Origin of the sequence: Citrobacter sp. wls757 (assembly GCF_005280935.1) — a bacterium.
GTDB classification, from domain to species: Bacteria; Pseudomonadota; Gammaproteobacteria; order Enterobacterales; family Enterobacteriaceae; genus Citrobacter; species Citrobacter portucalensis.
In genome coordinates this window covers 17,979-44,873 of record NZ_SZWU01000015.1, presented here as the reverse complement: position 1 = coordinate 44,873, position 26,895 = coordinate 17,979, and the positions used below count along the sequence as shown (strand labels likewise).

Genomic DNA, 26,895 nt, shown 5'->3' with positions numbered 1-26,895 from the left:
GTTATCGTGTCTTTTACAGTAGCGCGTTATTTTTTCTTGTAAATATTCGCTGTGCCATGGATTTTGTTATCCGTTTGGCCGGAGGTTAATACCACCACGTCAGCACCTTTCTCTTCAGCTTTCTTCAGAAGGTCTTCTTTAGCATCCGAAGTAGAGACTTCATTACTCGTTGAAATATCACCGATTTTTGTATACTGAGACTCAACCTTTTCAAACTCAACCTTCGTCATAAATTCCGCGGCGTACGCGTTGGTCACAACAAAAGCTAACGCACCAATAAGTACTTTAATTCCAGTTTTCATATAAAAGCTCCAGATTTTGTTATATATGCCATCATCGACCCCTGAACATTCGACATGCGAGTCAAGGATGATTAATAAGTAGTTCAGCCTGGCAAAAAGATCCAGAGCAGGCGGAAATATAAAGAGATTTTGCGAATCGTTGATAACAGAAAACCTGTGCCGTCGCGTTATCTGACGCGCCAGGTTTGCACAAAATAATCTATGAAGTCATTTGCAAATCTCAGCGCGTTTCACTGCGCAGTGTGAGTGAATACGCAGAATGATGAACACACTAAAATTATAGTGTTAGCTGTCACTTAAGCGCTTACTAATGGAAATGTTGTCTATGGAACCTTTGCACGCCGTTGTACTCACCGTCAGCCTGTTTGTTTTAACCTTTTTTAACCCCGGCGCAAATCTGTTCGTGGTAGTACAAACTAGCCTGGCATCCGGACGACGCGCAGGTGTGATGACCGGTCTGGGTGTTGCTTTGGGTGATGCGTTTTACTCCGGCCTTGGGCTTTTTGGTATGGCAACGCTAATCACCCAGTGTGAAGAGATATTTTCATTGATTAAGATTGTCGGCGGCGCCTATCTGCTGTGGTTTGCCTGGAACAGCATCCGCCATCAGGCCACGCCGCAAATGCCCACTCTACAGCAACCGCTTTCCGCTCCCTGGTATGTGTTTTTCCGCCGTGGATTACTAACGGATTTATCAAATCCGCAAACCGTACTGTTTTTTATTAGTATCTTCTCGGTCACCTTAAGCGCAGACACGCCTACGTGGGCCAGACTGATGGCCTGGGCAGGCATTGTGTTGTCTTCCGTTATCTGGCGTATTTTTCTCAGCCAGGCATTTTCTTTGCCTGCCGTGCGACGGGCGTATGGTCGCATCCAACGCGTTGCCAGCCGGGTGATTGGCGCAATAATAGGTGTTTTCGCGCTAAGACTTATTTATGAAGGTATTAGCCATCGATAAGAGAGTTTAACTTGACCATTGTGAGGTAATTGTCCGTAATACCGCCTGAATTTTTAATCGCAGGTTGAGTGGCAGTGAGATGGAACAGGTTGAACCGGTAAACGACACATTACTCCTTACAGAATGGCAGGCGCTGATACGACAAACATCGCCTGACGTTCACACGCTCCTCACATCGTTAAGCGATGAAGAGATCCGCCATTTAGTGACCGTTTTTTATGACTATATGCTCTCCCATGCCCAGAGCGCATTGTTCCTCAATACAGAACAGGTCAGTACCCGCCTCAGCGGCAGTATGTTTGACTGGTTACGCAGCGTGCTTGGCAGCGCGCACGAAGATCTACCGCAGTTGCTGGCCAAACAGCGAGAAATTGGCGTGGTGCATGCCCGTATCGGCCTGCCCATCGATCTGGTAAACCGCGGCGCGCGTAAGCTCAAGGATGAGCTGTATCGGGTATTGAAAACCAAAGCTGACGACTCGTCTTCCCTGTTGAGCAATGCTATCTGTTTCAGCAGCCTGGCAATGGATACTGCGCTGGAGGCCATGACCGTCTCCTATTCCCCAAGCCACCAAAACTCTCTGCATACGCAGGAGCAGTATCGCCTGCAGACCATTTACGATGACGTTAACGTCGAGCGCGAACGGCAAATTCGCTCATTTACCGACTGGGAAAATCAGTTTATCTATAACATCGCCATCGGTATGCCTTTCGGTGAGATGGTATTTCTGGCGAATTCTGATTTTGGTATGTGGTTCTCACATAAAGGAAAACACATTCTCGGCAACAGCAATCTGTTGAAAGAAATGGAATCGCTGATAGCAGAGATCGACAACCGCATGACGACCACCTTTTCGCATCAGCATCAGCCAACAGAACCTGAGAGGATGAGCCTGTTGCAGGATGTCCGCCAGCTATCGGCAAAAATCCATTTCCTGCTCGCCTCAATGTTTGACGCACTGGTTAAACAGGAAAATGGTAAAGACTCGCTGACCCAGTTACTTAACCGCCGCTTTATTCCAACCATCATGCGGCGTGAGATTTCGTTAGCGTTACATGCGCGGAAGCCCTTCACCCTGGCGATGCTGGATATCGACTACTTTAAGCAAATTAACGACAAGTATGGGCATAATACTGGTGATATGACGCTCAAAAACGTCGCAGCGGTCATTTATGATCATATCCGTAGCAGCGATTACGTGTTTCGCTATGGTGGTGAAGAATTTATGATCCTGCTCGTCGAGTCAGACAAGTCGCAGGCCAGTATTATCCTCGAAACGCTGCGTATGAAGATTGCCGAGATGTGCATGGCGGCATCGGCGGCAGAATCATTTTCTATTACCGTCAGCATTGGCATCGCCGAATATGACTATCATCCCGACTATAAACAGTTGGTTGATAAAGCCGATCGCGCGCTTTATCTGGCGAAAAGTAATGGCCGCGATCGCATAGAGGTATATCAGGAATAACCTTCTCCGCCACAGAGAAATAAATACCCCGTTCAGGGTATTTATCTGATCGGCGATAAATACCGAGCTGTTATTTTTATTCAGGCCTATTTGCGTGATGAAAATAACAGCCACGTAATAAGATGTAAATCAAATACACCAAATCTGAATAGCGCTAGCATATCCCGGTGATGACGCCTTCTGAATGCAGAAGGGGAAATATGAGGGATAGTATAAAACCATGAACGGGAAGAAAAGAACGCGCTGGCAGCGCCGTCCAGGCACGATCGGAGGCAAACTGCCGTGGAATGACTGGCGCAACGCCAGCAGTTGGCGAAAAGCCACCCAGTTTCTCCTGCTGGCTATTAATATTTATATTGGCGTAACGTTCTATTACTGGGTCCGCTATTTCGAAACCGCCGGCACCAGCGTCTATATTCCAAGGCCAGGTGGTATTGAGGGATGGCTACCAATCGCGGGTTTGATGAATATCCGCTATACGTTGGAGACTGGTTTTCTTCCGCCTATCCATGCCGCCTCCATGCTGCTGTTAGTTGCGTTTATCCTGATTAGTCTGTTGTTAAAAAAAGCCTTCTGTTCGTGGTTATGCCCGGTGGGCACGCTGTCCGAACTGCTCGGCAATCTGGGGAAAAAAGTATTTGGTCGCAACTTCACGCTGCCGCGCTGGCTGGATATCCCGCTGCTCAGTCTGAAGTATTTGCTGCTGAGTTTCTTTTTGTATATCGCCCTGTCGATGCCTGCACAGGGGATTCAGTATTTTCTAATGTCGGCCTATGGCATGATTATCGACGTGAAGATGCTCGATTTCTTTCGCCATATTGGCTCCGCTACGCTCATCTTTGTTGTCGTTATCAGTGTCCTGAGCCTGTTTATTCGCAATGCCTGGTGCCGCTATCTGTGCCCTTATGGTGCGCTGCTCGGTCTGTTCTCGCTGCTCTCGCCGTTTAAAATCCGCCGTAACGCAGACAGTTGCATCAACTGCGGAAAATGCGCGAAAAACTGCCCGTCGAATATCCCGGTCGACAGACTGATTCAGGTGCGTACCGTGGAATGCACTGGCTGCATGACCTGCGTTGAATCCTGCCCGGTGGCCTCAACGCTGAGCTTCTCACTGCAAACACCACCGGGGGCGCAAGACAACGGTAAACCGTTATGGCGACAGAGGACGCTATCAGGTGTTGCCATGACGCTACTGGTGCTTGGCATTCTGTTTGCCACCATCGGTTATGCCGTTTATGCCAATGTCTGGGATACGCCAGTGCCCGATCATATGTATTTCCAGCTGATCCCGAAGGCAAAGATGATCGGCCATTAATTTTTTTGTCAGTATGTTCAAAACCCTGCCAATTCTGGCAGGGTTTCCCGCCTGTCCTGCCATTTTAAGACAATTGAACTTGTGCCATCGCGCTCTCGTTTATACAACCTTAAATATCATCTGTAATAATTTTTCTATTTTGTTATGGGCGACTGGGATCAAAATAATGAACGGGATAACATCATGACTAAAATAAAACTGGCACTGCTATTACCTCTGTTTCTGGCAGGTTGTACGATGAATGACGGGGAATTAAGAAACGCTTACGCTCAGCATTATCAGCAACCTACCGCTTATGTAGATGCTTATAAACAGAAAATAGCCAGTATGGATATTCATGCGCTGGCCCAATATGCCGCCGCAGAAGATAAGAAAAAAATGCGCGGGCAGCCAAGACTGAAAATCGACGAATTTATTACCATTGAGAACGTGCAGGCGAAAGGAAATCGGGTGGTCTACGATTACTCACTGTCCGAAAGCTGGCTGGCGCTGTCCGCAGATAAACAGCGCGAGAAGCAGACCAATATGAATAAAGACCTGATCTACCGTACCTGCTCGCTGGAAACGGTACGTCTGGCGCAGGCAAAAGGGCTGGAAGAAGAGCATAACTATTACAGCCAGTACCCAGACAAAGTCGCCTTTACGCTGAGAACCAGCACGCAGATTTGTCTGCAGAACGGTTTTACACAATAGCCGCAATCACAAAGCCTGATGCGCTGCGCTTATCAGGCCTACGATTTGCACGCTGCTGTAGGCCGGATAAGGCGCCAGCGCCGCATCCGGCTAAAACATCAGAATTTCCAGGACACACTGCCGACAATGCTGCGCTCGGCGCCGAAGTAGCAGTATGAGAGCGAGTTACAGGCTGCAACGTAGCGCTTGTCGGTCAGGTTGTTAACGTTCAACTGCGCGCTCAACCCTTTAATGCCGATATTCGTTAAGTCGTAACCAATCACCATATCCACCAGTGTGTAGGACGGCAGGGTGTGAGTATTCAGGCGATCGCTGGTAATACCGTTAACGTAGCGCACGCCTGAACCCAACGTCAGGCCGTCCAGCGGACCGCTTTTCACATCGTAGCTCAGCCAGGTACTGGCCTGGTTACGCGGGGCGTACACTGCTCGCTTGCCCTGCTCTTCCGGGCTGCTTTTCTTATAGCGAATGTCGGTATAGGTATACGCCGCCTGCAAACGGAAGCTATCCGTCAGTTGGCTAATTGCCTCCAGCTCCACCCCTTCAGATTCAATTTCCCCAATCGAGCGGTACGGATCGGTCGGCTCTTCTTTGGTGGCTATATTCGTCTGATTGATACGGAATACCGATGCGCTGAACTGGCTGTTGAGTCCTTCCGGCTCATATTTCAGCCCGGCTTCCCACTGCTTGCCTTTCATCGGATCCAGCAGATTGCCGTTCTCATCGGCAAAACTGGTTGGCGTAAAGGCAGTGGAATAACTCACGTACGGCGCAAAGCCGTTATCGAATAAATAGAGCAGCGCGGCGCGGGTGCTGAAGTTGTTTTTATCCAGATCGCTGCGAGTATCCTTGATCTTATCAATGTTAGAAACGCTGACCTGATCGTAGCGACCACCGAGCGTAATACGCCAGCGATCCCATGACATCTGATCCTGCAAATAGTAACCCGTCTGGCGCAGCTTGTGTTTCTCACGCGCATACATGTCGATGTAATCAGGCTTCGCGCCGTACACTGGATTAAAAGCGTCAATCGGCGGGAAAGCGCCGTAGTAACCGGTAGTATTGTTGCTGCGATCCTGATAGTCGATCCCCACCAGCAGACGGTGGTTTACCTGCCAGGTATCAAAGCTGCCGTCGAGCTGGTTATCCAGCGTAATCGCCGACATTTTTTCATCGGAGCCGGAGTAACCGCGATTAAGCTCGGTTTCATTCAGCCAGCCCGCCGCATACACCTGATTCAGCTCAACGTCGGTATGCAGATAGCGCAGCTTTTGCCGCACCGACCAACCACTATCAAACATATGCTCAATGTTGTAGCCCACCATGTTTTCACGGCGATCGTATTTGTCGTAATCATCCTCGCCTTCGTAAAAGGTGTTGGAGATCTTTTGCCCGTAATGCGGAACCACGGTGCCGTCATACGGCAGACCGGAGTGGCTACCGCCTTCCGGGTCGCGGTGCAGATAGGCCATCAGATCCAGACGCGTCTGGTCGGTGATACGCCAGGTCAGGCTGGGCATCAGCGCGTAACGCTCTTCCTTCAATGGACCAAACTGCGAGTCCGCGTAACGCGTCATCCCGCTCAGTCGCGCCGCCACGCGATCGTTATCATCCAGCGCCCCGGTGACGTCAAACGCCGCGCCGCGCTGGTTATTGTTGCCGGCAAACAGCTTCACCTCACCGCCCGCATCAAACGACGGCTTACGTGAGGTCAGCGCCACAATGCCACCCGGGGAGGAACGGCCATACAGTACGGAAGCCGGGCCACGTACGACTTCGATATCTTCGAGGAACCACGGATCGACCACCAGCGAGCTGTGTGAGTTGGTGTCGCCCATCATCTTCAGACCATCGAGATAGACGTTATCCAGGCTACCGTCAGAAAAGCCACGCAGCACGATGTAGTCAAAGCGGTTGGAGGCGCCAATCTGATTGCTGTACACCCCCGGCGTATAGCTGACGGCCTGGCGCACGCTGGTTGCGCCCTGCTCTTCAAACTGTTCACGGGTAACGATCGATACCGACTGCGGCGTTTCAATATCCGGCGTGGCAAGCTTCGTGGCCCCGCTCTGCATCTGCGAGGTGACAACCACCGTATCGTTTTTTGTTGTTTCCTGCGCCAGCAGAGGAAAAGCCACGCTGCTGGTAACCCATCCCACCAGCAGCGCCAAGCGAGTCTTCGCGAACATGAATATCTCCAAAGGCATGTCTAATTGTAAGTGAGAATTATTACCTTTTTGCTGACGGAGATAGCTATGCCGGATGCCAGGTTGCCTATGCGCAGTGCCAAATTGTCAGGAAATCACGTGCGTAAAACGCAAATATGGATTAGCAAAGTTTGAGCAAATCACCGGGTGAAAAGCCGTAACGGCGGCGAAAAGCGGTAGAAAAGTTGGTGGCGTGCTGATAACCCGACATCCAGGCCGCCTGCTGTACGCTATATCCTTCCAGTAGATAGCCGCGTGCACGTTCCAGACGGCAATCGCGCAGGTAGTCGAATACCGAACAGCCATAGGCTGCGCGAAACTTACTGCGCAGGCTGCTGGGACTCATCGCTGCGCGTTGGGCCAGTTCATTAAGGGTGTAATCATTTTCGGGACTCTGCTCCAGCAGTCGGCGAACGACCTCCAGCCGCTGCTGCTCCCCGCTCGCCGCAAGACGTTTACCGCTCTCCACCTGACACACGCTGAGGCCATGACCAAACAGTTGTAATATCAGCCCTTCCAACATCAGTTGACGAGAAACATGGCTAATCGTGCTCTGCTGCGCGTACTGCAGTCCGCTGAGTAAAAACCCCGGCACCTGCCAGATAAGCGTTGGCGTCTGGCATCTTTCCCACTCACGCATCAACGATTCGAGCAACCCCGTGCGACACGCGCCGTCGGGATACAAACCGAGCGATAATGTCCGCAGTTTACAATCAGCATGATGACGGGCACGCATCGTCTGGTGCTCACTCAGGCGCGAGCTAAACGCCATGCCGGAGCGCACCACATGCTCCTGTCCGTTAAGCGTCAGGATCACGCAGCCTTCCAGCACCACCAGCATATACAGAGGGCTGTCGTGACGAGAGGTGGTTTCGTAGGGTTGCAATACCTGTACGTCGGAGTGCGTCACGCACATCCCACATGGGAGAGTCATCTCCTCAATTTCACCTTGCAGAACAGGGCTGCCAGACGGTAAATCCGGCCTTTGCGCCAACTGGGGAAAGCGGTAATCGATCCCGTAGCGCTCACCAAAATCCATAAACTCGCTGACGGAGAAAGTGCGAGCGACGCGTCCGGAGGCATTCAGGGCGGTGGTATTGTTCATGCTGTCTTCTGCACAGGAAATGGGATTAACGGTTTATAACTGAAGCAACATTACCATTACCTGCGCAATACGACAATAATAATGAGAACCATTATCAATATGATAATTAGCAGAATAAACAGCTTAATCCAGCCAGTTTAGATCTGCCGAGGAGACACACGGCGCAGCCTCTTTTAACCAGCGATACAGCAGCTCAATATTTCTGAGCCGTGTTGAAGCCTTTGGCCAGACAAGGTAATAGCCCTCGCCAGTCGCCACCGCATCTTTAAACGGTAACGCCAACATCCCTGCCTGAATGGCCGCCAGGCTTAACAGCAGGTCGGCAACGGACACGCCATGACCGCTCATCGCGGCAAGACTGCCCTGCTCCAGGGTGTCGAACACTTTGCCTCGCGCAAGATTCAACGCCGGAAACTTCCCGGTGCGTTGCAGCCACCGACGCCAGTCACGGCGATCCGCTGAGGGATGAATCAGTTCACAGGCAGAAAGATCGCGCTGCGCCTGCACCAGCAGTGCGGGTGAGCACACCGGGATAAGCCACTCCTGAAACAGCAACCGGCTGTCGGTATCGTCACCAAAATGGCCATTCCCTAACAGGATCGCACAGTCATACGGTTCACGACCGAAGGATACCGAATCGGTATCCATCCAGACGCTGGAAATTTCGACAACCGGGGTCGGATGCGCTTCACGGAAATGACGCAGCACGTCCAGAAGCCAGCGCATCGTCAACGTAGACGGCGCTTTCAGCCGTAGCTCATGACTGCTGCTGCGAAAGGCATGACACGCGTGTTCCAGACTCTGAAACCCAGCCGTCAACTGCTGCGCCAGCCCTTGGCCAGAAGGCGTTATCTCGATACGCGGGCCGCTGCGGACAAATAGCTCACAACCAAACCATGCCTCCAGCGTGCGAATATGACGGCTTACCGCGCCCGGCGTCACGTTAAGTTGAATAGCGGCTTTACTGAACGATCCCAGACGGGCTGCGGCTTCAAAAGCCCTCAGGGCATACAACGGAGGTAGCGTCATTCTCAGCTTCTATGTTGAGTTTTACTCACAGTAGAGCGCAGTTTTATTCGTTTTTCAATGCGCCACGCAGGCGGAATACTGATGAAAAATATCATCAGGATAATCAGGTATGAATTTCACTTTACTGGCTGCCTATAGCCTCAGCGTAGTAACCCTGCTGTTAACTCCGGGTCCTGTCGTGGCGCTGATTACCACCACCGCGTCGCAGCACGGCTATCGCCGGGCCTTTCTCACGCTGATTGGCACTAACGGCGCTTCTTTAGTATTGATTGCTCTGGCTGCACTGATGCTAGCTGGCGTGGTATCAATCTCTGCGATATGGCTTGGCGTACTGGGTCTTGTGGGATCGCTGTATATCGGTGTGATGGCGATTAGCGGCCTGCGGGCCAGGGACTCAAAACCCGGACTGTGTGCGCCAAAACGCGATAACAGCGGGCTTATCCATGGATTTCTGACAGGGGTCGCTAACCCAAAGGACATTTTGTTTTTCGTAGCGTTTTTTCCCCAGTTCATTGCCATTACGCAAGATTTCACCACCAGCATTCTGACGCTAACGCTGGTGTGGGTTATTTTTGATGTTACGGTGCTGTCTTTTTACATCATGGTTTTCAAACGCTGGATGCCAGAGCGGTTTGCCAGACGCAGCGTTTTTATCTCCTCCCTGTTTCTGCTCGCGGTGGCGGTGTTTGGCATTATTTATAATGTACACGCGCTACAAATGCTCTCACCCGCGATGTGATCCCCAACGAATTCTTCAGCCAGACATCTCATCTTGCACCGGGAGGAATAAAATAAGAACAAATCGACATTAACATTATTAATGGATTTATAAACCAGGATTCAGAAAATATAGACGATAACATTTTCCTGGCGTTCAACTGGCACCCTTACCCATGACAACGCATCAACGGCGACAGGTGCCATTTCATTTTCTAAGCGAAGTAAAGGCGTGTTGCCATCTGGTACAACCGTGCTTTCACCGATCTCAAGAACGCCCCGAAAAGAAATGGACACATTGTCTGGCGTATCCGACAACCTTATCCATTCGGTTGTAATCACTAACTTTCGAGTAAACATTCGCTGTCCTTTGCGCGTGGTATAAATCCGATAATTTCACAGGTAGATCAATACACTCTTTGAACAAACAGAAATTTGTCCCCCATATCAGTTAAGCATTACTTAACTGAAAGAAAATTGAAGTAATAAAACTCATTCGAAATATGTTTCACAAATTCAACCGGCAGGTTATGTTTGATGAACGTTAACTTTGCAAACTCAATATCGCCGTACACTCGAATACAGAAAGGTTTGACTATCTCGCCCTGCACGCCAAAGCACTCCTGAAGCCGGGTGTCATCCATAAAAATAAAGTCACCTTTTCTGACCTTAATACTTTCATGAAGGCCTTGCCACTTCTCCGGAGTGAGCAGAAAGCTCTCCCATCCATTATTTCTCAACACTTCAATCGTGTGAGTAAATTTAAAATAGTCGTTTTGCATTGTCACATCACCGCTCGATGTGGCGTACAAATATTCTATTTTAAATTTAAGTTGTGCATTGAGGCTTTTTTTCTTCCCCTCATCAATTAACCACTGAAGCTCACTGACAATGCTCTTCGAAAAGATTTTTCTTTTTTTGGCAATAGCCAGCCAATGCATAATGAATAGATGCTCTGACATTTTAGAGTAGATTTTATGATCCTTTATTGCGATACCAATTGCGACTAACGCACTCCAGGTAAAGGCTTCCAGATCATCCTGATAATGATGTCGTAACGTACTAACTCTTCCAGAATCCCTTACCACTTAAACCTGCCCAAATAAATCATCATTGTTATTCCACGTCATTCTTGTATTACTCTATTAAAAAATTACTACAACTAAAATCGCCAAAATATGATCCAGATTAACTTATCCCTATGTAATAAACGTGCAAATATAATACATCATACTTATTAATCATTAATCTGGGGTGGCTCAACAATGACTAATAAGAATAATGCGATAAAGATAAAGGTTAATAATAATCACCAGTAATCAATATCACCTTTTGTGATGAGACCTGTAAACAGAAAAAGCAAACTACCGGGCATTCAGCAACCCGGAAGTTTGCTTATTACAGACGAAGTTAATAGAAAATACCGATGATCAGGGTATGCGTTACAAAGCCCACGATCAACGGTACGGCGGTACGTTTAACCACATCAAATGGCGTTATTTTCGCCCCACTGGAAACGGCAATCACCACGCCGGAAACCGGTGAAATTGCCCGCCCCATATGTGATGCCTGCTGCATCGGCAGGATCATGGCAACAGCGTTAGCGCCCATACTTGCCGCGATTTGCGGGATCAGCTCAACGAAAGCAAGGAATGGCGCATTACCCGATCCCATAATAATTGCTGCCGCCAGCGTCACCAGCGCAAACACCACCGCCATAGCAAATGGAGGTAATCCCACGTGCTCCGCCATCAGGATTAATTGATCAATGGCACCAATAACTTTAATCCCGTGAGCAAAAACACCTGCCGCAACCAGTAGCCCAACCACCCCGGTAAAGGCAGTGCCCATGCCTTTAAGGAAATGGCTGAATCCTTCGCATACTGACTTTAAATCACGCACCCGCAGCCACTCAATCAACATGCAGACAGCCATCGAAATGAGCACAATGGTGATAATATTCAGGTTAATACCACTGACGAACATTTCCGATGATCCCACCGCCATCAATATCGGAAGCATCGGGAGCAGCGCATAAAAAGCCGGGGCTTTTCCTGAATCAGTCACCTCAGCGCTACCGATTTCCCGTGGAAGCGTCCCCGCTTTACGGTCGCAATGCCGCTGCCAGAAGAAATGGCAGACGCCGACGACCAGCACGGTTGCCAGCGCTGCGGGTCCCTGGTGGTAAACAACGTATTCCACCACATCCATATTGACCGCTTTAGATCCCCTGATAGCATCGATGGCCGTCGGGGTATACGCCACACCAAGCGAGGTGGCAATAACCCCAGCAGCCGAGGCCGCAGAAAGCCCTAACCCCAGCATAATGGGGAACATCGTCCCCATCAGCAACACGGCAAGCCCGGTAGCGGATGGGATGGCCAACTGCAGGAGGCTGGCGAGCAGATAGGAGAAAAATAGAAGCACATAGGGCGAACGTAGCGCGCGCAAAGGTTTCGTCACGACCCGCACAACCGCTTCATTTGCCCCGATATGATCCATGTAATGCGCAAATCCCATGAGCGCCATAATCATCAGGCCGAGATCGGCAGCACGCGTACTAAAGAGATCGCGCATCACCTCGAAAGGATCGAGAAATGAAATCCCCGTACTGGCAACGCCCTTCGGTAATACAGAACCCCATCCGGTTAACGCCGTACAAATCATCAACACCAGGCCCGCAATGAACAGCACGGGTTCAGCGCGATAACCTTTCAGTATCAGACGCGCGACCACCACGATAACCAGTAAGGCAATTAACACCTGAATCATGACTGAGCTCTCCTCTGCGCGAACTCAGCAAAGGTTTCCTCAATGACCGCTACCACCACATCGCTGGCGGCTCGCAGTGAACGCACCGGTAGATATTCATAAATTGAATGAAAGTTATGAGCACCGGTAAAAATATTCGGGCAAGGCAGTCCTTTCTGCGATAGCACTGCGCCATCATACCCACCACGCATGGCGACAGGTTGCGGGGTAATACCACACTTCTGATACGCGCGTAACGCAATATCAATCGGGTAGTGTGCATCGCCCTGCAAGCTATTGAACACATTGGCATAGCGATCTGTTAAATGACAGACCACGCTGTTTTCTCCCCACAGCGCGCAGGTGCTGACGGCAAGCTGGCGGATATATGCCATACGCGCCTTATACCCTTCTTCGGTAAAATCCCGGATATCCAGCTTAAGTACCGTACGGGCGCTGTTGCCCTGAAGCTGTTTTACCCAGTAATACCCTTCGCGTCCTTCCGTATACTCAGGCGCCTCTCCACCGGGCAGCATCGCAATAAACTTATGCGCCATCAGCAGAGAGTTCTTCAGCTTACCTTTGGCCGACATAGGGTGCGCGGACTGGCCGGTAAAGATGATTTCCGCATCACCAGCGTTCCAGTTCTCATAGACAAACTCTCCAATGCCGCAGCAGTCCAGGGTATAGCCAAAATCAGCGCCAAACGCCGCAACATCAAACGCTTTTGCTCCCCGTAATCCCTGCTCTTCATCAGGAACAAAACCGACCTTCACCGGCCCATGCTTAATCTCCGGATGCGCTACAAGGTACTCCAGGGCATTCATAATCGCGGCGATGGCGGCTTTATCATCAGCCCCTAGCAGACTGGTACCATCCGTCACCAGCAGGTCATCACCGATATAATTTTTCAGTTCCGGGAATTCACTTTCACGCAGATAAATATTCAGCTCCTGGTTCAGACACAAATCCCCACCGCTGTAGTGAAGACGTTGCGCATTTGTGTCCGCGGTCTGTTCTGCGCTGGTATCCAGATGACCAAAAAAGGAAACGACAGGGATGGTGTCATCGGTATTTCCAGGTAAGGTCGCGGTCACAATAGCAGTATCCCTGACCTCAATGTTTTCCATTCCTAATGCTTCAAGTTCTACTGCAAGTAGTTTTGCCAGTTCCATTTGACCAGGTGAAGAAGGCATTATCCCATTAGCACCATTTTCCCTTGAGGTCGTGGTATTGATTTTCGTGTAGTTAATAAAGCGTTCAACAATATCCATTCCAGGAGATCCTTTAATGTATCATTTACGAGGTACTGCAAGAGAAGACCTGCATACAGCGTGGGTTGAATAATCTGAGAACAAAATAAAATCAGCGCTCATCCCAGAACGCTGATTTTATGGGTGTTACGACAACGATTTATATAAAGGAAGATAAAAAAGGCCAGTAATTATACCAGTGATTAAAAAATCCTTTTGATTGATAAAATCATATTCCCTGTCTGTTTTTACTACATTTTCCATGGTGTTAAGCTAACAGAAGTCATAAACTGAATTCGTATGTCTAAGGGATAATAAAAATCATTTAGATTCTTGCCCCCGATACCGACACAAGACATACCATCGCTATATTTTTTTAATGAACAAATGCTGTAACAGCAACATGCAACCGTTTGCACCTCTCTACAAATAGCCACTTAACGCACTAAAATCCGTGAACAAAATCACAATTACTTCAAAAGCGAAAATTAACATAACGCTTAAAAACAGATAGTTATAAGAAAAACTATATAATACCCCTATAAATAAAGATGAAATCATACTATTCACCATGAAATAGATTCATAGCGATACTATTTCAACATTACCGTATGGTTCACAGAACAAAACCTGTCGTCATCACTAATGCAAAACAACAAGAACAAAAATATTAAATTATCTATATATGACGATTATCAAAATTATACACAGGCAAAAAAAACCTCTCCCCTGAGAAGAGATTCAGGGCAGAGGTAATACGGGTGTTAAGGACATTTTTATAGTTTTGATGATAACAGAAGAGCTTCTTGCTGGATTGAGTATACACACTTCACGACGTTAAGAAAATTCCTAAAAAGAATTAAAAGAAAACACCATTAAAAATCCTTTTTATAATAAAGACATGTTTATCAAATAAAACAAAATTAGGATAGGGAAAAATTAAATATCACTAATCTATAGTATGACGCAAGTGGGACTCACAACGCATCATTACGGCCAATACCGCTACCGACGATGTCTGAATATTCAATAAATTTAATATATCCATACACTGCTCAGCTAACGAGAGTTAAAAAATTATAAAATAAGCTAAACGCAATTTTTCGTCATAGATCACATTTTCCCGACAGAACGATTCCCCTACTCGCCCAGGCTGGTATGATTCAGCAGGTAAATACCTATCAACTCAACCCGAGGCTTTGATGCTGGAGAATGTAATCATCAGATAATCAGCTTACCGACCTTTTCAGGCCGGACTGGTTATCAATGCGCCGAAATCGAATGCGGACACCGCTGTGTGTTTGCACGTTTTGCACATGATGATTAAACAGGTTTTCCAGTATGAATTTATCCCGTCAGGAACAACGTACCTTACACGTTCTCGCCAAAGGTGGCCGTATTGCTCACGTCCGCGATGCATCTGGTCGCGTCATTTCCGTCGAATGCTATAGCCGCGAAGGGTTACTGCTCTGCGACTGCACGCTCGACGTATTCAAAAAACTCAGAACGAAAAAGCTGATCAAATCCGTTAATGGTCAGCCCTACCGCATCAATACCACCGGGCTGAACAACGTTCGCGCCCAACTGGATAATCGCTAAGGAGATAGAGATGGATATCCCGAAGATTTTTACGATCAGCGAAAGCGCACATCGCATTCATAATCCGTTCACCGCGCAAAAATATGCGACGTTAGGTCAGGTTTTACGGATGCCCCCAGGAACCCGCATCCTGGATCTCGGCAGCGGCTCGGGCGAGATGTTGTGCACCTGGGCACGCGATCATGGAATTTCCGGCGTTGGTATCGATATGAGCCAGTTATTCAGTGAGCAAGCCACCCTGCGGGCAAGTGAATTGGGCGTCACTGAGCACGTGCGTTTTATTCATGCCGATGCAACAGGTTATATCGCCGAAGAAAAATTCGATATTGCCGCCTGCGTTGGTGCAACCTGGATTGCCGGCGGCGTTGCCGGAACGATCAAACAGCTGGAACAAAGTCTCAAACCAGGCGGGATCCTGCTCATCGGCGAACCGTACTGGCGTCAGATGCCCGCAACGGAGGAGATCGCTATGGCTTGCGGCGCGGCTTCAGTAGCCGATTTTCTTTCTCTGCCAGAACTCGTTTCGTCTTTCGACCTGCTCGGTTATGACGTGGTGGAAATGGTACTGGCTGACCAGGAAGGTTGGGACAGATACGAGGCGGCAAAATGGTTGACGATGCGCCGGTGGCTGGAGGCAAATCCGGACGATGAGTTTGCCGCCGAAGTCAGAGAGCAACTGAGAAGTTCACCAGTCCGCCACGTTGCATTCACCCGGGAATATATCGGGTGGGGCGTGTTCGCACTTATGCAGAGGTAATATATGCAGTCGGTATAGCCAGGCAGGTTATACCGACTTTTTCATCGCATCATCGCTTACTTCATTAATACTTCAACAAATTTAGCTAACCATTGCGGATGCGCGGGCCATGCTGGTGCCGTCACCAGATTGCCATCAACGTGGGCCTGATCAATGCCAATATCGGCATAATGTCCACCGCTCAGACGAACCTCGGGCGCACAGGCCGGATAAGCGCTACAGGTCCGGTTTTCTAACACCCCCGCCGCCGCTAACAGTTGGGGCCCATGACAAACTGCGGCGATAGGCTTACCGGCAGTGTTGAAATCTTGCACCAGCTTAATGACATCTGGATTCAGTCGAAGATATTCCGGAGCACGCCCGCCGGGGATCAACAGTGCGTCGTAATCGGCGGCCCGCGCCTCGGCAAAATTAGCATTTAACGTAAAACGATGCCCCGGCTTTTCACTGTATGTCTGCGCCCCATCAAAATCGTGAATGGCGGTTTGAACGTAGTCACCCTGACTTTTATCCGGACAGACGGCATCCACACGATGCCCAAGCATTTGCAAAGCCTGAAAAGGCACCATCGTTTCATAATCTTCGACATAATCTCCGACCAGCATCAGTATCTTCTTCATTCACATCCCCCACTCACGGTTATTAATGATGAGAAATAACGGCCATCTTTACTATAGTCCACACTGTTCATGGCATTAATAAATACAACAGAACAATCGGCCAGATCACAATCCACGGCAAGGCCCGCCAGACGAGGACTCAGAGCCAACGGCGTGACATATGTTCATGCTGATAAATATAAATTATATATAAATATATAGTTGAGAAATTTTAATAGTCGCCAGTTTCACTCATTATATAAAACTAAGAGATTGCAACGTATATCTCCTATGCTATATTTCGCGTGAAATTTACCCGCGTTCACTTTATTTATTATTCAATATTTAAAATACGCAGAATATTTATTATCTATTATTATTTTATTCACCTGATATCAGGTAAAATTACGCAAAGGTTAATCCTATGATGACAAGACGTTCATTCGTCAGACAAGGCCTGGTGACTTCAACGAGTATGCTACTCGCCGGTATGACGGGCTTCAGCTTTAGCCAATTTGCCTGCGCAACAGAGAACCGCCGCTGGCAAATGCCTGATGAAGGCGCACCACATACGGCAACCTGGATGGCGTTTGGTGCCAGTGCGGAGATCTGGGAGCCTCATCTGCTACCGGTGGTGCAGGAAAACCTGGCGTTAGTTGCCAAAACCATCGCCGCATTTGAACCCGTGAATATGTTAGTACGCGAAGAAGACAGCGAGCTCGCCGCGCGTCTGTGCGGGCCGTCAGTCAATCTTCTGGTTCACCCAATAGACGATCTGTGGATCCGCGACACCGGGCCGGTGTTTGTGAAAAGCGCCAGCGGTACGCTCGGCGGTGTGGGATTTAATTTCAATGGCTGGGGGAATAAGCAAGAGCACGAACGTGATGCCGATGTGGCTGAATTCGTAACTGATTACGTTCAGGCCGAGTTTCTTCGCTCGGTGCTAACACTGGAAGGTGGCGGTATTGAGGTGGACGGCGAAGGCACGGCGATTATTACCGAGAGCTGCGTGCTTAACTCCAACCGTAATCCTGGCGTCAGCAAAGCCGAATGCGAAGAAGAACTTAAGCGACTGCTAGGCCTGGAGAAAATCATCTGGTTGCCGGGTATTGCCGGCAAGGATATTACCGACGGCCATACAGATTTTTACGCCCGATTCACGCATCCGGGTACGGTGGTGGCGGGTCTTGAGCAGGATCCGTCATCCTTTGATTACGCGATCACCCGACGTCATCTGGACATATTACGGGCCGCCACGGATGCCAAAGGCCGACGGTTGGAGGTAGTCACGCTGGAAGGACCTTCTACCATCCGCCAGACTTATGCGAGCGATGATTTCGCCGCGGGGTATATCAATTTTTATCTGTGTAATGATGCCGTCATTGCACCGCAATTTGGCGATAAGCGCACCGATCGTAATACCCATACTATTTTGCAGGAGCTGTTTGCCGATCGTGAAATTATTCAGTTGAATATCGACGGTATCGCTGCCGGTGGCGGCGGTATTCACTGCGCGGCACAGCAGCAGCCTCGTTAATGATTAACAATTGAGTGTGTTGTGGGAAGGTGGGGAAACTCACTTTCCTGGCATTAAAAGAATGATTTTCATATCAAGGTGTAGCCATTAGTTAATATTCAAAAAAAGAGTAGCTCAACTAACATTCACGAAACAAATAATATTAAATAATAACAATTCAATAGCTTTCATCGATCTTTCATGGTATTTATGATCTGCCAAACCTATCGATGAAAACTATCAAAAAAATTATATTGATCGTTTTTATCGATCGACTATTCTGTCTGAAATAATGGCTACTGACGCAACTTTTATTATCTGTACAACCAGCAATATTGTTCTCCTCTGTGTTGCGAAACATAGGGAAATTGTCGAGGATTACCTTTAAAAATTCACATAACAGATTTTAAAATAGTTTTCAATTAGCGAAAACATCCAATAATACACATTTTAAGCCCTAAATCTAACCTGTTTTAAGTAGATGACTTAAATCGAGAACGGTGATAACTCACTGAGAATTGCGAATGATGATATTGCTAAGAAAAACGGAAAGTATAAATTTCATTAATACATTTAGAGACTATTTTTGTGTCGGCATCGCGTTTTTTGCATTACAGCTGGTCGCAGGTCATCTCAGTAAGCAAGAGGATGTTGCGGGTATAACACTGCATTTTTACGATCTCACTTTACCTCTCATTTCTGCACTGCTGGTTTTATACCGGCAAAAGGCACTGCCAATTTTGGCTACCTTTTTCTTGTATGCGCTTTACTCTTACTCTTTATCTTCGGTATTCACACTAACGGCTCAGCTACTGGCTGCTCTCATTAGCCAGACACTCTACTTTTTCTCGACAGGCAAACGAGGCGCGGTTAGCTTTGGTCGTAACCAGCTTACAACCCAGCGTATTGTCTGGCTCGTGTGTTGCAACGCCTTACTATTCATCTCAATTGATCACTGGTTCCAATCGAACACAGCCTCTGCACCGATCGCAAACCTTTTTACACTACAAACATTAATTAACTTACAGTGGCTGATGAACTCTTGCCTGACTGGCATCCCTTTTTGTTATCTGTTGCTTAGAAGCGTTCAAAATCCTGCATGGTGCATTCTATACATTAGACAAGTAAAGGCGCTGATAAAATCCGGCCCTCCTATTCTGTATCAAGTATTATGGCTGGTGCTGTTACTCTGCATTATGTCCGCTTTGATCGTCATCAGAGAAGATATTCTTATATTTACAGACTATTCATTACTGTGGTTACTTCCAGTAATGCTATGGGGAGTGATCTGTATTGGCCATGCTTTGATATCCCCTGTATGGGTAACAATGCTTATCCTGTTGGGATATTATATAAACAGTTATATTCCACCTGCTAACTATAATAATTATTTACATAGTCTCGTGATTTCCTCCACGATAGTGTTTGTCTTTTCTATTACGATTGTTGTTACCGGTGTACTTGTGGTTCATAACCGAAAATATCTCCGCCGCCTCAAACAACTTTTTAGATCAGAACCTAACACCGGACTGCCTAACTTTCAGGCTCTGCAAATGGACATCCGTAAACACGCAACAGAGTGCTTGTGTTACATCCGTTGTACAGAGTTGAATACGCTGGAGCAAACTCACGGAATAGAATTTCGTTTTGAATTTGTAAAAGCGCTAAGTGCATATGTACGTAAATTGATTAAGGGTACAGGTGACATTTATTACGCACCAGGTCATGGAATAATTCTTCGCCTTAATGCTGTCCCTGATATTCCTGATCTCTACAAGGACCTAAACTCTTTTCGTTTTATCTGGAAGGACTACCAATTAGGGCTATCTTGTGGTGTGGCATATACCACCGAGAAAAACCTGATTAAAAATTTATCTCAAGCAATTAAGCATCTTAATACCCAAAGCTACATCTCGTTAATGCAGGGGCAACCGTTGTTACTCAGCCCGCAAGTGCCAGGTGATAAAATTGTCAGCCAGGCTGTCATTCGTCATATGTTGCAAAAGGCAATTGACAGAAAGTCGTTTGAGCTTATGGCTCAACCCATCGTATCAACGATGCTGGTTGTTCAGCCGATCGTTTCAACCACGGGACTGACACGTTATCACGAGATACTTATTCGGATAAAAATGGTTGATGGTAAGTTAATCTTTCCAGACACCATTCTACCGGTTGCTCGCGAGGCAGGATTACTTCCTGCGCTGGATATCACTGTTATAGAGCAAACATTTCGTTTTATACAGTCACGGCAGAAATCTGACCCTAACAGTCACTTCTCCATTAATCTGACGCCTGACTCGCTTAATAAAATTGATTTTCTTGATAATGTTTTTACATTGTTTAGAAAATACTCAATAGCACCTGAACGTATAATATTTGAAGTCATTGAATCAGATATTATTGACAATGCTAATGTCACTGATGTTCTGAGAGCACTACGTAAAGCCGGTTCTAAAATTGCTATTGATGATTTTGGCACAGGAGCATCAAGCTATTCACGACTACGAACATTAGATGCAGACATTCTGAAAATTGATGGTTCCTTCATCCGTAATATATTGACCGATGAATTTAGTCGATGCGCCGTCAGATCCTTCTGCGAAGTAGCAAAACTCAAAAACATGGAAGTAGTCGCTGAGTTTGTTGAAAATGAGGAAATTGAAATGATGCTAATTACGATGGGTATTGGTTGGTTACAGGGATACCATATAGGGAAGCCCGTTCCTATTGAGTTGGCTGAATTATAATTCAGTAATTATAATAATAATTATATTCCTACATTGATTCACTTACCGGCTCCCGTGCCGGTTTTTTTATTCCCTAAAACAAGCGGGACTTTAATTAAAGCAGGTATGCCGCGACCGTTTGACGCGACATACCGTGTTTCATTTTTAACTCAACTCAGCCGAATGCTACGGCCTATTCAGCTTCCATCACTCCCAGGCGCGCTCAGATTTCGAGGCGTCAAACTGCGGCGGCGGTTTGCGAAAACGTCCGGTCAGCCAGGCAAGATACACCAGCCCAACGCCGGCCCATACCAGACCTAGCGTCAGCGATGTCACCTCAAGATTCACCCACAGTACGGCCACCGTGGCGGCACCAACCATTGGCAATACCAGATAGTGCAGCTTCTCCTGCCAGGTATGCTTGCGTCCTTCACGACGCCAGAAGTGGTTAAACACGGAGAGATTAACGAACGTAAAGGCCACCAGCGCACCAAAGTTAATCAACGCCGTGGCAGTCACCAGGTCAAAAAACAGGGCCGACAGCGCCACAATCCCGACCATGATGACGTTCAACGCGGGAGTACGCCATTTGGGATGGACATAACCAAAGTACTTCTCCGGGAAGACGTTATCGCGGCCCATCACGTACAGCAGACGCGAAACGCTGGCATGCGACGCCAGACCTGAAGCCAGCGTATTCACAAAGGTGGTACACAGGAAAATAGACTGGAACAGCTTGCCGCCGACGTACAGCGCAATCTCCGGTAGCGCCGCATCCGGGTCTTTGAATCGGCTAATGTCCGGGAAGAACAGTTGCATAAAGAACGAGGCAGCAATGAAGATCAGCCCACCGTACAGCGCGGTAAGAAAAATAGCTTTTGGAATGGTGCGCGCAGCATCCGGTGTCTCTTCAGATAGGGTCGTCACCGCGTCAAAGCCGAGAAACGAGAAGCAGACAATGGTCGCCCCGGTGATAATCGGGATCAAATGCGCATTCTGGCTGATAAACGGTTGCAGCGACCAGACGGTCCCAACCCCTTCCCCTTTGTGCAGCCCCTGCACCACGAGGAAAATGAACACCACGATGATCGCCACCTGCACCAGTACAAACAGCGCATTGAAGTTCGCTACCAGATTAACGCTTTTCAGATTGGCCGCGGTGAGGATCGCGACGAACATCACCACCCAAATCCATGGCGCAACCCCCGGGAACAGCGCGGAAAGGTAAATTTTCGCCAATAGTACGTTAATCATCGGCAGGAAAAGGTAGTCAAGCAGTGACGACCAGCCGACCATAAACCCGACATGCGGGTTGATCGCTTTTTGCGCATAGGTATAGGCCGAACCGGCCTGTGGAAACTGGCGCACCAGCTTTCCATAACTGATGGCGGTAAACAGTACTCCCGCCAGGGCCAGCAGGTAGGAGGCCGGAACATGGCCATTGCTGATACCCGAAACAATGCCAAAGGTGTCAAACACCGTCATCGGCGTGAGATAGGCAAGCCCCATCACCACCACCTGCCACAGCTTGAGGGATTTACGCAGCTGTGCTTTGCCCGGCTGGGCAGAATGATCCGCAGAAGAGTTAGTCGACATAATTTTCCTCCCCGCTACGAGTCCAGATCTGCGTTCGAAACGTAGGTACAGCAGACCTGGGTCGTGTCGGGGAGGAATGGCATAAAAAAGGCGTCAATGTGGTACGGCACAGATGCGGTCCGTATTTACTGCGGGAGCCATGAATACTCACGCGGGGCGGGTTTTTAAACATTGGCATCATCACATTTCCTCGTCACAAACTCTGTCGGTTATCTGAAGACCCGTTGTCGCCCGCGCTCCATTACGCGACATCCGGGAAATGGCAGGTATTCCTGCAATTTTTACGGGCTGGCTCCGCTCAGCCCGCATGATGCGACTTCTTTTTCAATGACCTGTACAACGGTCAGGCGTTTTTCAGCATCCACTCAATTTCAGTGTCGGTAATCAGACGTTCAAACTGGATAAGCTCATCGTTTTTACAGGCGTGATACACATGGCTAAACCGCTCACCCAATAGTTCACGCAGACTGTCATTTTGCATAAACTCCCACAGCGCATCGCTCTGGCGAATCGGGAACGGCAGCCCTTCCTGCTCCAGACCGTTACCCTCAACTTCTTCTTGTAACGGCAGTTCGTTATCCAGACCGTGAAGGATCCCCGCCAGAATGGTCGACATCACCAGATACGGGTTGGCATCAGCCCCCGCTACGCGATATTCAACCCGATGGTTATCACGGTCGCCGCAGGGAATACGCAGCGCCACCGTACGATTGTTGTGCCCCCAGGACGCCTGGGTCGGAACATACATCCCCGGCTGGAAGCGGCGATAGGAGTTCACATTCGGCGCCAGCAGCGCCATTGACGCGGGCATCAGATCAATCATCCCGGCAAGCGCACGCTTTAATAACGCGGAATCATCGCCATTCGCATCAGCCAGCACGTTCTCACCTTTGTTATTCATTACGCTGATGTGGATATGCATCCCGCTACCGGCATGCTCCTCATAAGGTTTTGCCATAAAAGTGGCATGCATCTTATGTTTCTCCGCCACCAGCCGTACCAGACGTTTCAGCGCCAGCGCGTCATCGCAGGCGTCGAGCACGTTGTCGGTATGGTAGAGGTTGATTTCAAACTGCCCAGGAGAGGCTTCAGCCACCGCGCCGTCAGCCGGGATCAGCTGTAAACGGGCCAGTTCATCGATATCGTTCAGCACATCCGCAAAGTGGTTCAGGTTATCAACCGAATAAACCTGACTTTGGGTATTACGATCGTCCGTTCCCGGCGCGCATGGCGGCTGCAGATAACCTTCGGGGTCACGCTTACGATCGAGTAAATAGAACTCCAGCTCTACCGCTACGACGGGGAACAGACCGCGCTGGCGAAGTTTCTGCCAGAGTCGGTTTAGTACGTTCCGCGGCTCAACGTCAAAGGGAGCGCCATCTTCATCCAGCATCGTCAGCATCATCTGCGCAATAAATTCCGGATCGGCAGCCGAAGGGGTTAACGTACCTGCCACGGGTACACAGGTCCGATCCGGTTCGCCAAGCTCCTGGCCTAATCCCGCCTCTTCGACCACATTGCCCAGAATATCCATCGCGAAAACGGATGCCGGGAAATAGCAGCCTTTCTCTAACTTATGCAATCCCGCAACGGGAAGGCGTTTACCGCGAAAACAGCCATTAAGGTCGGTTAACAACACATCCACATACTGCGTATTAGGATAGCGTTCCAGATATTGCTTAACTTCGCGCGCAAACGCGCTACTTCGTCTCTCTTCAGAATGCTGAACAAAATTCTCAACTTCTACGATATTGGTTTCCATGATTCACCGCCGTTGGCCTGGTAAGCTGTTCTGTGATTTGACTGTTAAATATAATGTCCACCATTCGACTCTGGATGCAAACAAATTGTTTGTCAAATGTTAAATTAAGTTTGCTAGAAGGTTATTACGCTGCTAGATTGAGAAAATAATGAACGGAATGGCACAACAAGGAACCGTTTGGCAATAATTTATTCCAAAACGTGAGGTCGATCATGGGCAATATATTTGACAAGCCAGTTATTGGTGTAGTGATGTGTAGGAACAGGCTTAAGGGTCACCAGACCCAGACTCTGCAAGAAAAGTACCTGAATGCGGTATTAAATGCCGGAGGATTACCGATAGCGCTTCCCCATGCGCTTGCGGAACCCGAATTGTTGAACGCGCTTTTACCGAAACTGGACGGTATCTTCCTGCCAGGAAGCCCAAGCAATGTGCAGCCGCACCTCTATGGTGAAAATGGCGATGAGTCTGACGCCGATCCCGGGCGTGATCTTCTGAGCATGGCGCTAATTACCGCCGGGCTCGAAAGGCGCATTCCCATTTTCGCCATCTGCCGGGGCTTGCAGGAATTAGTTGTCGCCACTGGCGGGACTCTGTATCGTCGCCTGTGCGATCATCCACAGTTCCTGGAACATCGTGAAGATGCGGAACTCCCGGTGGAGCAGCAATATGCACCATCTCATGAAGTCCAGGTTCAACAGGGAGGATTGCTATCTCAGTTAATACCAGGTTGCAGCACGTTTTGGGTTAACTCCTTGCATGGTCAGGGCGCAAAAACCCTTGGCCCGCAGCTGCGCGTGGAAGCACGCTCGCAGGATGGATTAGTGGAAGCTGCCAGCGTCCATGACCATCCTTTCGCGCTCGGCGTGCAGTGGCACCCGGAATGGAACAGTAGCGAATACGCCCTGTCGCGTTTGTTACTTGAAGGTTTTATCACCGCTTGTCAGAACCACCTCGCTGAAAAACAGCGACTCTGACCACTACAGTTAAGGAAATGCAATTATGAGCGATGACGGCCTGGCGCCGGGTAAACGTTTGTCAGAGATCCGCCAGCAATTGGGTCTTTCGCAGCGTCGTGCCGCCGAACTGTCTGGGTTAACGCATAGCGCCATCAGCACCATAGAGCAGGATAAAGTCAGTCCTGCCATCAGTACGCTGCAAAAGCTATTGAAAGTATATGGGCTGTCGCTCTCCGAGTTCTTCGCGGAACCGGAAAAGCCTGACGAACCGCAGGTGGTTATCAATCAGGATGATTTGATTGAGATCGGGAGTCAGGGAGTATCCATGAAGCTGGTACACAACGGAAATCCGAATCGTACGCTGGCAATGATGTTTGAAACCTATCAGCCAGGCACGACAACCGGGGAGAGAATTAAACACCAGGGTGAAGAGATTGGCACAATACTGGAAGGTGAAGTGATACTGACCATCAACGGTCAAACGTATCCTCTTGTTGCAGGACAAAGCTATGCCATTAACACCGGCATACCGCACAGTTTCAGCAACACCTCGGCAGGGATCTGCCGCATCATCAGTGCCCACACTCCCACCACTTTCTAATAAGTAGCGGCCTGAGTTTCTCAGGCCTTCTTAAATAACGCGCATTAACAGGGTACATCCCTGGGGCATCGTGCAGCCTGATTTTGCCTGAAAAAGATCAGCAACGAACTTTATCTTATTGATATAAAAGGAGTAGCTATGAACTTTCAGAATCTTAAATATTGGCGTGAGAAAGCCAGCCATTATTCACCAGAGCCCCGTTTATTTATTAACGGCGAATATTGTGCCGCCGCTGATAACGAAACCTTTATTACGCTGGATCCGGCAGGACAACGTCCTCTGGCTAAAGTCGCCCGCGGTAAAAAAGCGGATGTGGACCGCGCGGTCACCGCAGCCCGTACCGTCTTTGAACGCGGAGACTGGTCGCAAGCATCACCCGCAGAGCGCAAAGCGGTACTGCACAAACTCGCCGATTTAATGGAGCAGCATCACGAGGAGCTGGCGCTACTGGAAACGCTCGATACCGGTAAACCGATTCGCCATAGCCTGCGTGATGATATTCCCGGCGCGGCACGCGCCATCCGCTGGTATGCCGAAGCTATAGATAAAGTCTATGGCGAAGTTGCCACCACCTCGGTGAACGATCTGGCACTGATTGTGCGCGAACCGGTAGGCGTGATTGCCGCCATTGTACCGTGGAACTTTCCTCTGCTGCTGGCCTGCTGGAAACTCGGCCCGGCACTGGCTGCGGGTAACAGCGTGATCCTCAAGCCTTCCGAAAAATCACCGCTGACCGCCATTCGCCTGGCTGCGCTGGCTAAAAAAGCAGGTTTGCCCGATGGCGTTCTCAGCGTTGTTAGCGGGTATGGTCACGAAGCGGGTCAGGCGTTGTCACAGCACCCGGATGTTGATGTGATCACCTTTACCGGCTCGACTCGTACCGGCAAGCAACTGCTCAAAGACGCTGGCGACAGCAACATGAAACGCGTCTGGCTGGAAGCCGGAGGTAAAAGCGCCAACATCGTGTTTGCCGACTGTCCGG

23 protein-coding genes are annotated in these 26,895 nt (G+C 48.9%); 12 read left to right on the top strand and 11 right to left on the bottom strand.

The genetic code is table 11. The features are described from left to right. Positions 1-26: 26 nt before the first annotated feature. The gene (yahO, locus tag FDW94_RS02050; RefSeq protein WP_032942474.1) at positions 27-302 is read right to left on the bottom strand and encodes a DUF1471 family periplasmic protein YahO; all 276 of its coding nucleotides are present in this window, start codon (positions 300-302) and stop codon (positions 27-29) included. Positions 303-627: 325 nt separating this feature from the next. Here yahO and FDW94_RS02045 point away from each other — a divergent pair, with 325 nt between their 5' ends. The 4 genes from FDW94_RS02045 to FDW94_RS02030 all read left to right on the top strand — a co-directional run bounded on the left by FDW94_RS02045 (position 628) and on the right by FDW94_RS02030 (position 4,736). Next, on the top strand, positions 628-1,260 hold the full coding sequence (locus tag FDW94_RS02045; protein ID WP_003830900.1) for a LysE family transporter: 633 nt from the start codon (positions 628-630) through the stop codon (positions 1,258-1,260). Between the two features lie 79 nt (positions 1,261-1,339). After that, the gene (locus FDW94_RS02040; RefSeq protein ID WP_137377060.1) at positions 1,340-2,728 is read left to right on the top strand and encodes a diguanylate cyclase; all 1,389 of its coding nucleotides are present in this window, start codon (positions 1,340-1,342) and stop codon (positions 2,726-2,728) included. A 220-nt stretch (positions 2,729-2,948) separates the two neighbouring features. Then, positions 2,949-4,043, top strand: a complete 1,095-nt coding sequence (locus tag FDW94_RS02035) for a 4Fe-4S binding protein (protein WP_137377059.1) — start codon at positions 2,949-2,951, stop codon at positions 4,041-4,043. Positions 4,044-4,187: 144 nt separating this feature from the next. Further along, complete coding sequence (locus FDW94_RS02030; RefSeq protein ID WP_048236013.1) at positions 4,188-4,736, top strand: hypothetical protein; 549 nt, start codon at positions 4,188-4,190, stop codon at positions 4,734-4,736. Between the two features lie 98 nt (positions 4,737-4,834). Here the strand turns inward: FDW94_RS02030 and foxA are convergent, their stop codons facing one another. From foxA to FDW94_RS02015, 3 genes are all read right to left on the bottom strand, one after another. After that, a complete protein-coding gene (gene foxA / locus FDW94_RS02025) occupies positions 4,835-6,943 on the bottom strand; it encodes a ferrioxamine B receptor FoxA (RefSeq protein WP_137377058.1) in 2,109 nt (702 codons plus the stop codon). 121 nt (positions 6,944-7,064) lie between these two features. Beyond that, on the bottom strand, positions 7,065-8,048 hold the full coding sequence (locus tag FDW94_RS02020; RefSeq protein ID WP_071444609.1) for a helix-turn-helix transcriptional regulator: 984 nt from the start codon (positions 8,046-8,048) through the stop codon (positions 7,065-7,067). Positions 8,049-8,171: 123 nt separating this feature from the next. Then, the gene (locus FDW94_RS02015; protein WP_103014992.1) at positions 8,172-9,077 is read right to left on the bottom strand and encodes a LysR substrate-binding domain-containing protein; all 906 of its coding nucleotides are present in this window, start codon (positions 9,075-9,077) and stop codon (positions 8,172-8,174) included. Positions 9,078-9,186: 109 nt separating this feature from the next. On the opposite strand from FDW94_RS02015, the gene FDW94_RS02010 reads away from it, so the two are divergent. After that, on the top strand, positions 9,187-9,816 hold the full coding sequence (locus FDW94_RS02010) for a LysE family translocator (protein WP_137377057.1): 630 nt from the start codon (positions 9,187-9,189) through the stop codon (positions 9,814-9,816). 101 nt (positions 9,817-9,917) lie between these two features. Here the strand turns inward: FDW94_RS02010 and FDW94_RS02005 are convergent, their stop codons facing one another. From FDW94_RS02005 to pepT, 4 genes are all read right to left on the bottom strand, one after another. Then, complete coding sequence (locus FDW94_RS02005; protein WP_020996594.1) at positions 9,918-10,154, bottom strand: hypothetical protein; 237 nt, start codon at positions 10,152-10,154, stop codon at positions 9,918-9,920. Between the two features lie 98 nt (positions 10,155-10,252). After that, positions 10,253-10,882, bottom strand: a complete 630-nt coding sequence (locus FDW94_RS02000; RefSeq protein WP_048226383.1) for a DUF2913 family protein — start codon at positions 10,880-10,882, stop codon at positions 10,253-10,255. 322 nt (positions 10,883-11,204) lie between these two features. After that, a complete protein-coding gene (gene dcuC / locus FDW94_RS01995; RefSeq protein WP_003830889.1) occupies positions 11,205-12,566 on the bottom strand; it encodes a C4-dicarboxylate transporter DcuC in 1,362 nt (453 codons plus the stop codon). Next, the gene (gene pepT / locus FDW94_RS01990; RefSeq protein ID WP_071444615.1) at positions 12,563-13,819 is read right to left on the bottom strand and encodes a peptidase T; all 1,257 of its coding nucleotides are present in this window, start codon (positions 13,817-13,819) and stop codon (positions 12,563-12,565) included. Before pepT ends, dcuC begins: the two co-directional genes overlap by 4 nt. A gap of 1,320 nt (positions 13,820-15,139) precedes the next feature. On the opposite strand from pepT, the gene FDW94_RS01985 reads away from it, so the two are divergent. Both FDW94_RS01985 and FDW94_RS01980 read left to right on the top strand, forming a co-directional pair. Beyond that, the gene (locus FDW94_RS01985) at positions 15,140-15,397 is read left to right on the top strand and encodes a YjhX family toxin (protein ID WP_008783846.1); all 258 of its coding nucleotides are present in this window, start codon (positions 15,140-15,142) and stop codon (positions 15,395-15,397) included. Between the two features lie 10 nt (positions 15,398-15,407). Beyond that, the gene (locus FDW94_RS01980) at positions 15,408-16,154 is read left to right on the top strand and encodes a class I SAM-dependent methyltransferase (RefSeq protein ID WP_008783845.1); all 747 of its coding nucleotides are present in this window, start codon (positions 15,408-15,410) and stop codon (positions 16,152-16,154) included. 56 nt (positions 16,155-16,210) lie between these two features. On the opposite strand, the gene FDW94_RS01975 is transcribed toward FDW94_RS01980, so the two are convergent. After that, entirely contained in the window at positions 16,211-16,774 is a 564-nt protein-coding gene (locus FDW94_RS01975) for a DJ-1/PfpI family protein (RefSeq protein ID WP_003830885.1), read from the bottom strand. 403 nt (positions 16,775-17,177) lie between these two features. Between FDW94_RS01975 and FDW94_RS01970 the strand changes: the two genes are divergently transcribed. Both FDW94_RS01970 and FDW94_RS01965 read left to right on the top strand, forming a co-directional pair. Beyond that, positions 17,178-18,290, top strand: coding sequence for an agmatine deiminase family protein (locus tag FDW94_RS01970; protein ID WP_137377056.1), 1,113 nt, complete (start codon positions 17,178-17,180; stop codon positions 18,288-18,290). Between the two features lie 503 nt (positions 18,291-18,793). Continuing rightward, positions 18,794-21,016: an EAL domain-containing protein gene (locus FDW94_RS01965; protein ID WP_137377055.1), complete on the top strand. Its 2,223-nt coding sequence runs from the start codon at positions 18,794-18,796 to the stop codon at positions 21,014-21,016. A 186-nt stretch (positions 21,017-21,202) separates the two neighbouring features. On the opposite strand, the gene FDW94_RS01960 is transcribed toward FDW94_RS01965, so the two are convergent. Together FDW94_RS01960 and FDW94_RS01955 are read right to left on the bottom strand one after the other, a co-directional pair. Continuing rightward, positions 21,203-22,591, bottom strand: coding sequence for an APC family permease (locus tag FDW94_RS01960; protein ID WP_118262439.1), 1,389 nt, complete (start codon positions 22,589-22,591; stop codon positions 21,203-21,205). Between the two features lie 343 nt (positions 22,592-22,934). Continuing rightward, positions 22,935-24,353: a glutamine synthetase family protein gene (locus FDW94_RS01955; RefSeq protein ID WP_003830879.1), complete on the bottom strand. Its 1,419-nt coding sequence runs from the start codon at positions 24,351-24,353 to the stop codon at positions 22,935-22,937. Between the two features lie 212 nt (positions 24,354-24,565). On the opposite strand from FDW94_RS01955, the gene puuD reads away from it, so the two are divergent. From puuD to FDW94_RS23745, 3 genes are all read left to right on the top strand, one after another. Further along, positions 24,566-25,330 carry a gamma-glutamyl-gamma-aminobutyrate hydrolase gene (gene puuD / locus FDW94_RS01950; RefSeq protein WP_003830878.1) on the top strand — a complete coding sequence of 255 codons (765 nt, stop codon included), beginning with the start codon at positions 24,566-24,568 and terminating at the stop codon, positions 25,328-25,330. 25 nt (positions 25,331-25,355) lie between these two features. Continuing rightward, positions 25,356-25,913: an HTH-type transcriptional regulator PuuR gene (puuR, locus tag FDW94_RS01945; RefSeq protein ID WP_003830877.1), complete on the top strand. Its 558-nt coding sequence runs from the start codon at positions 25,356-25,358 to the stop codon at positions 25,911-25,913. A 138-nt stretch (positions 25,914-26,051) separates the two neighbouring features. Beyond that, positions 26,052-26,895, top strand: an 844-nt coding sequence (locus FDW94_RS23745; protein WP_249358246.1) for an aldehyde dehydrogenase family protein, incomplete at its 3' end; no start/stop codon positions are given.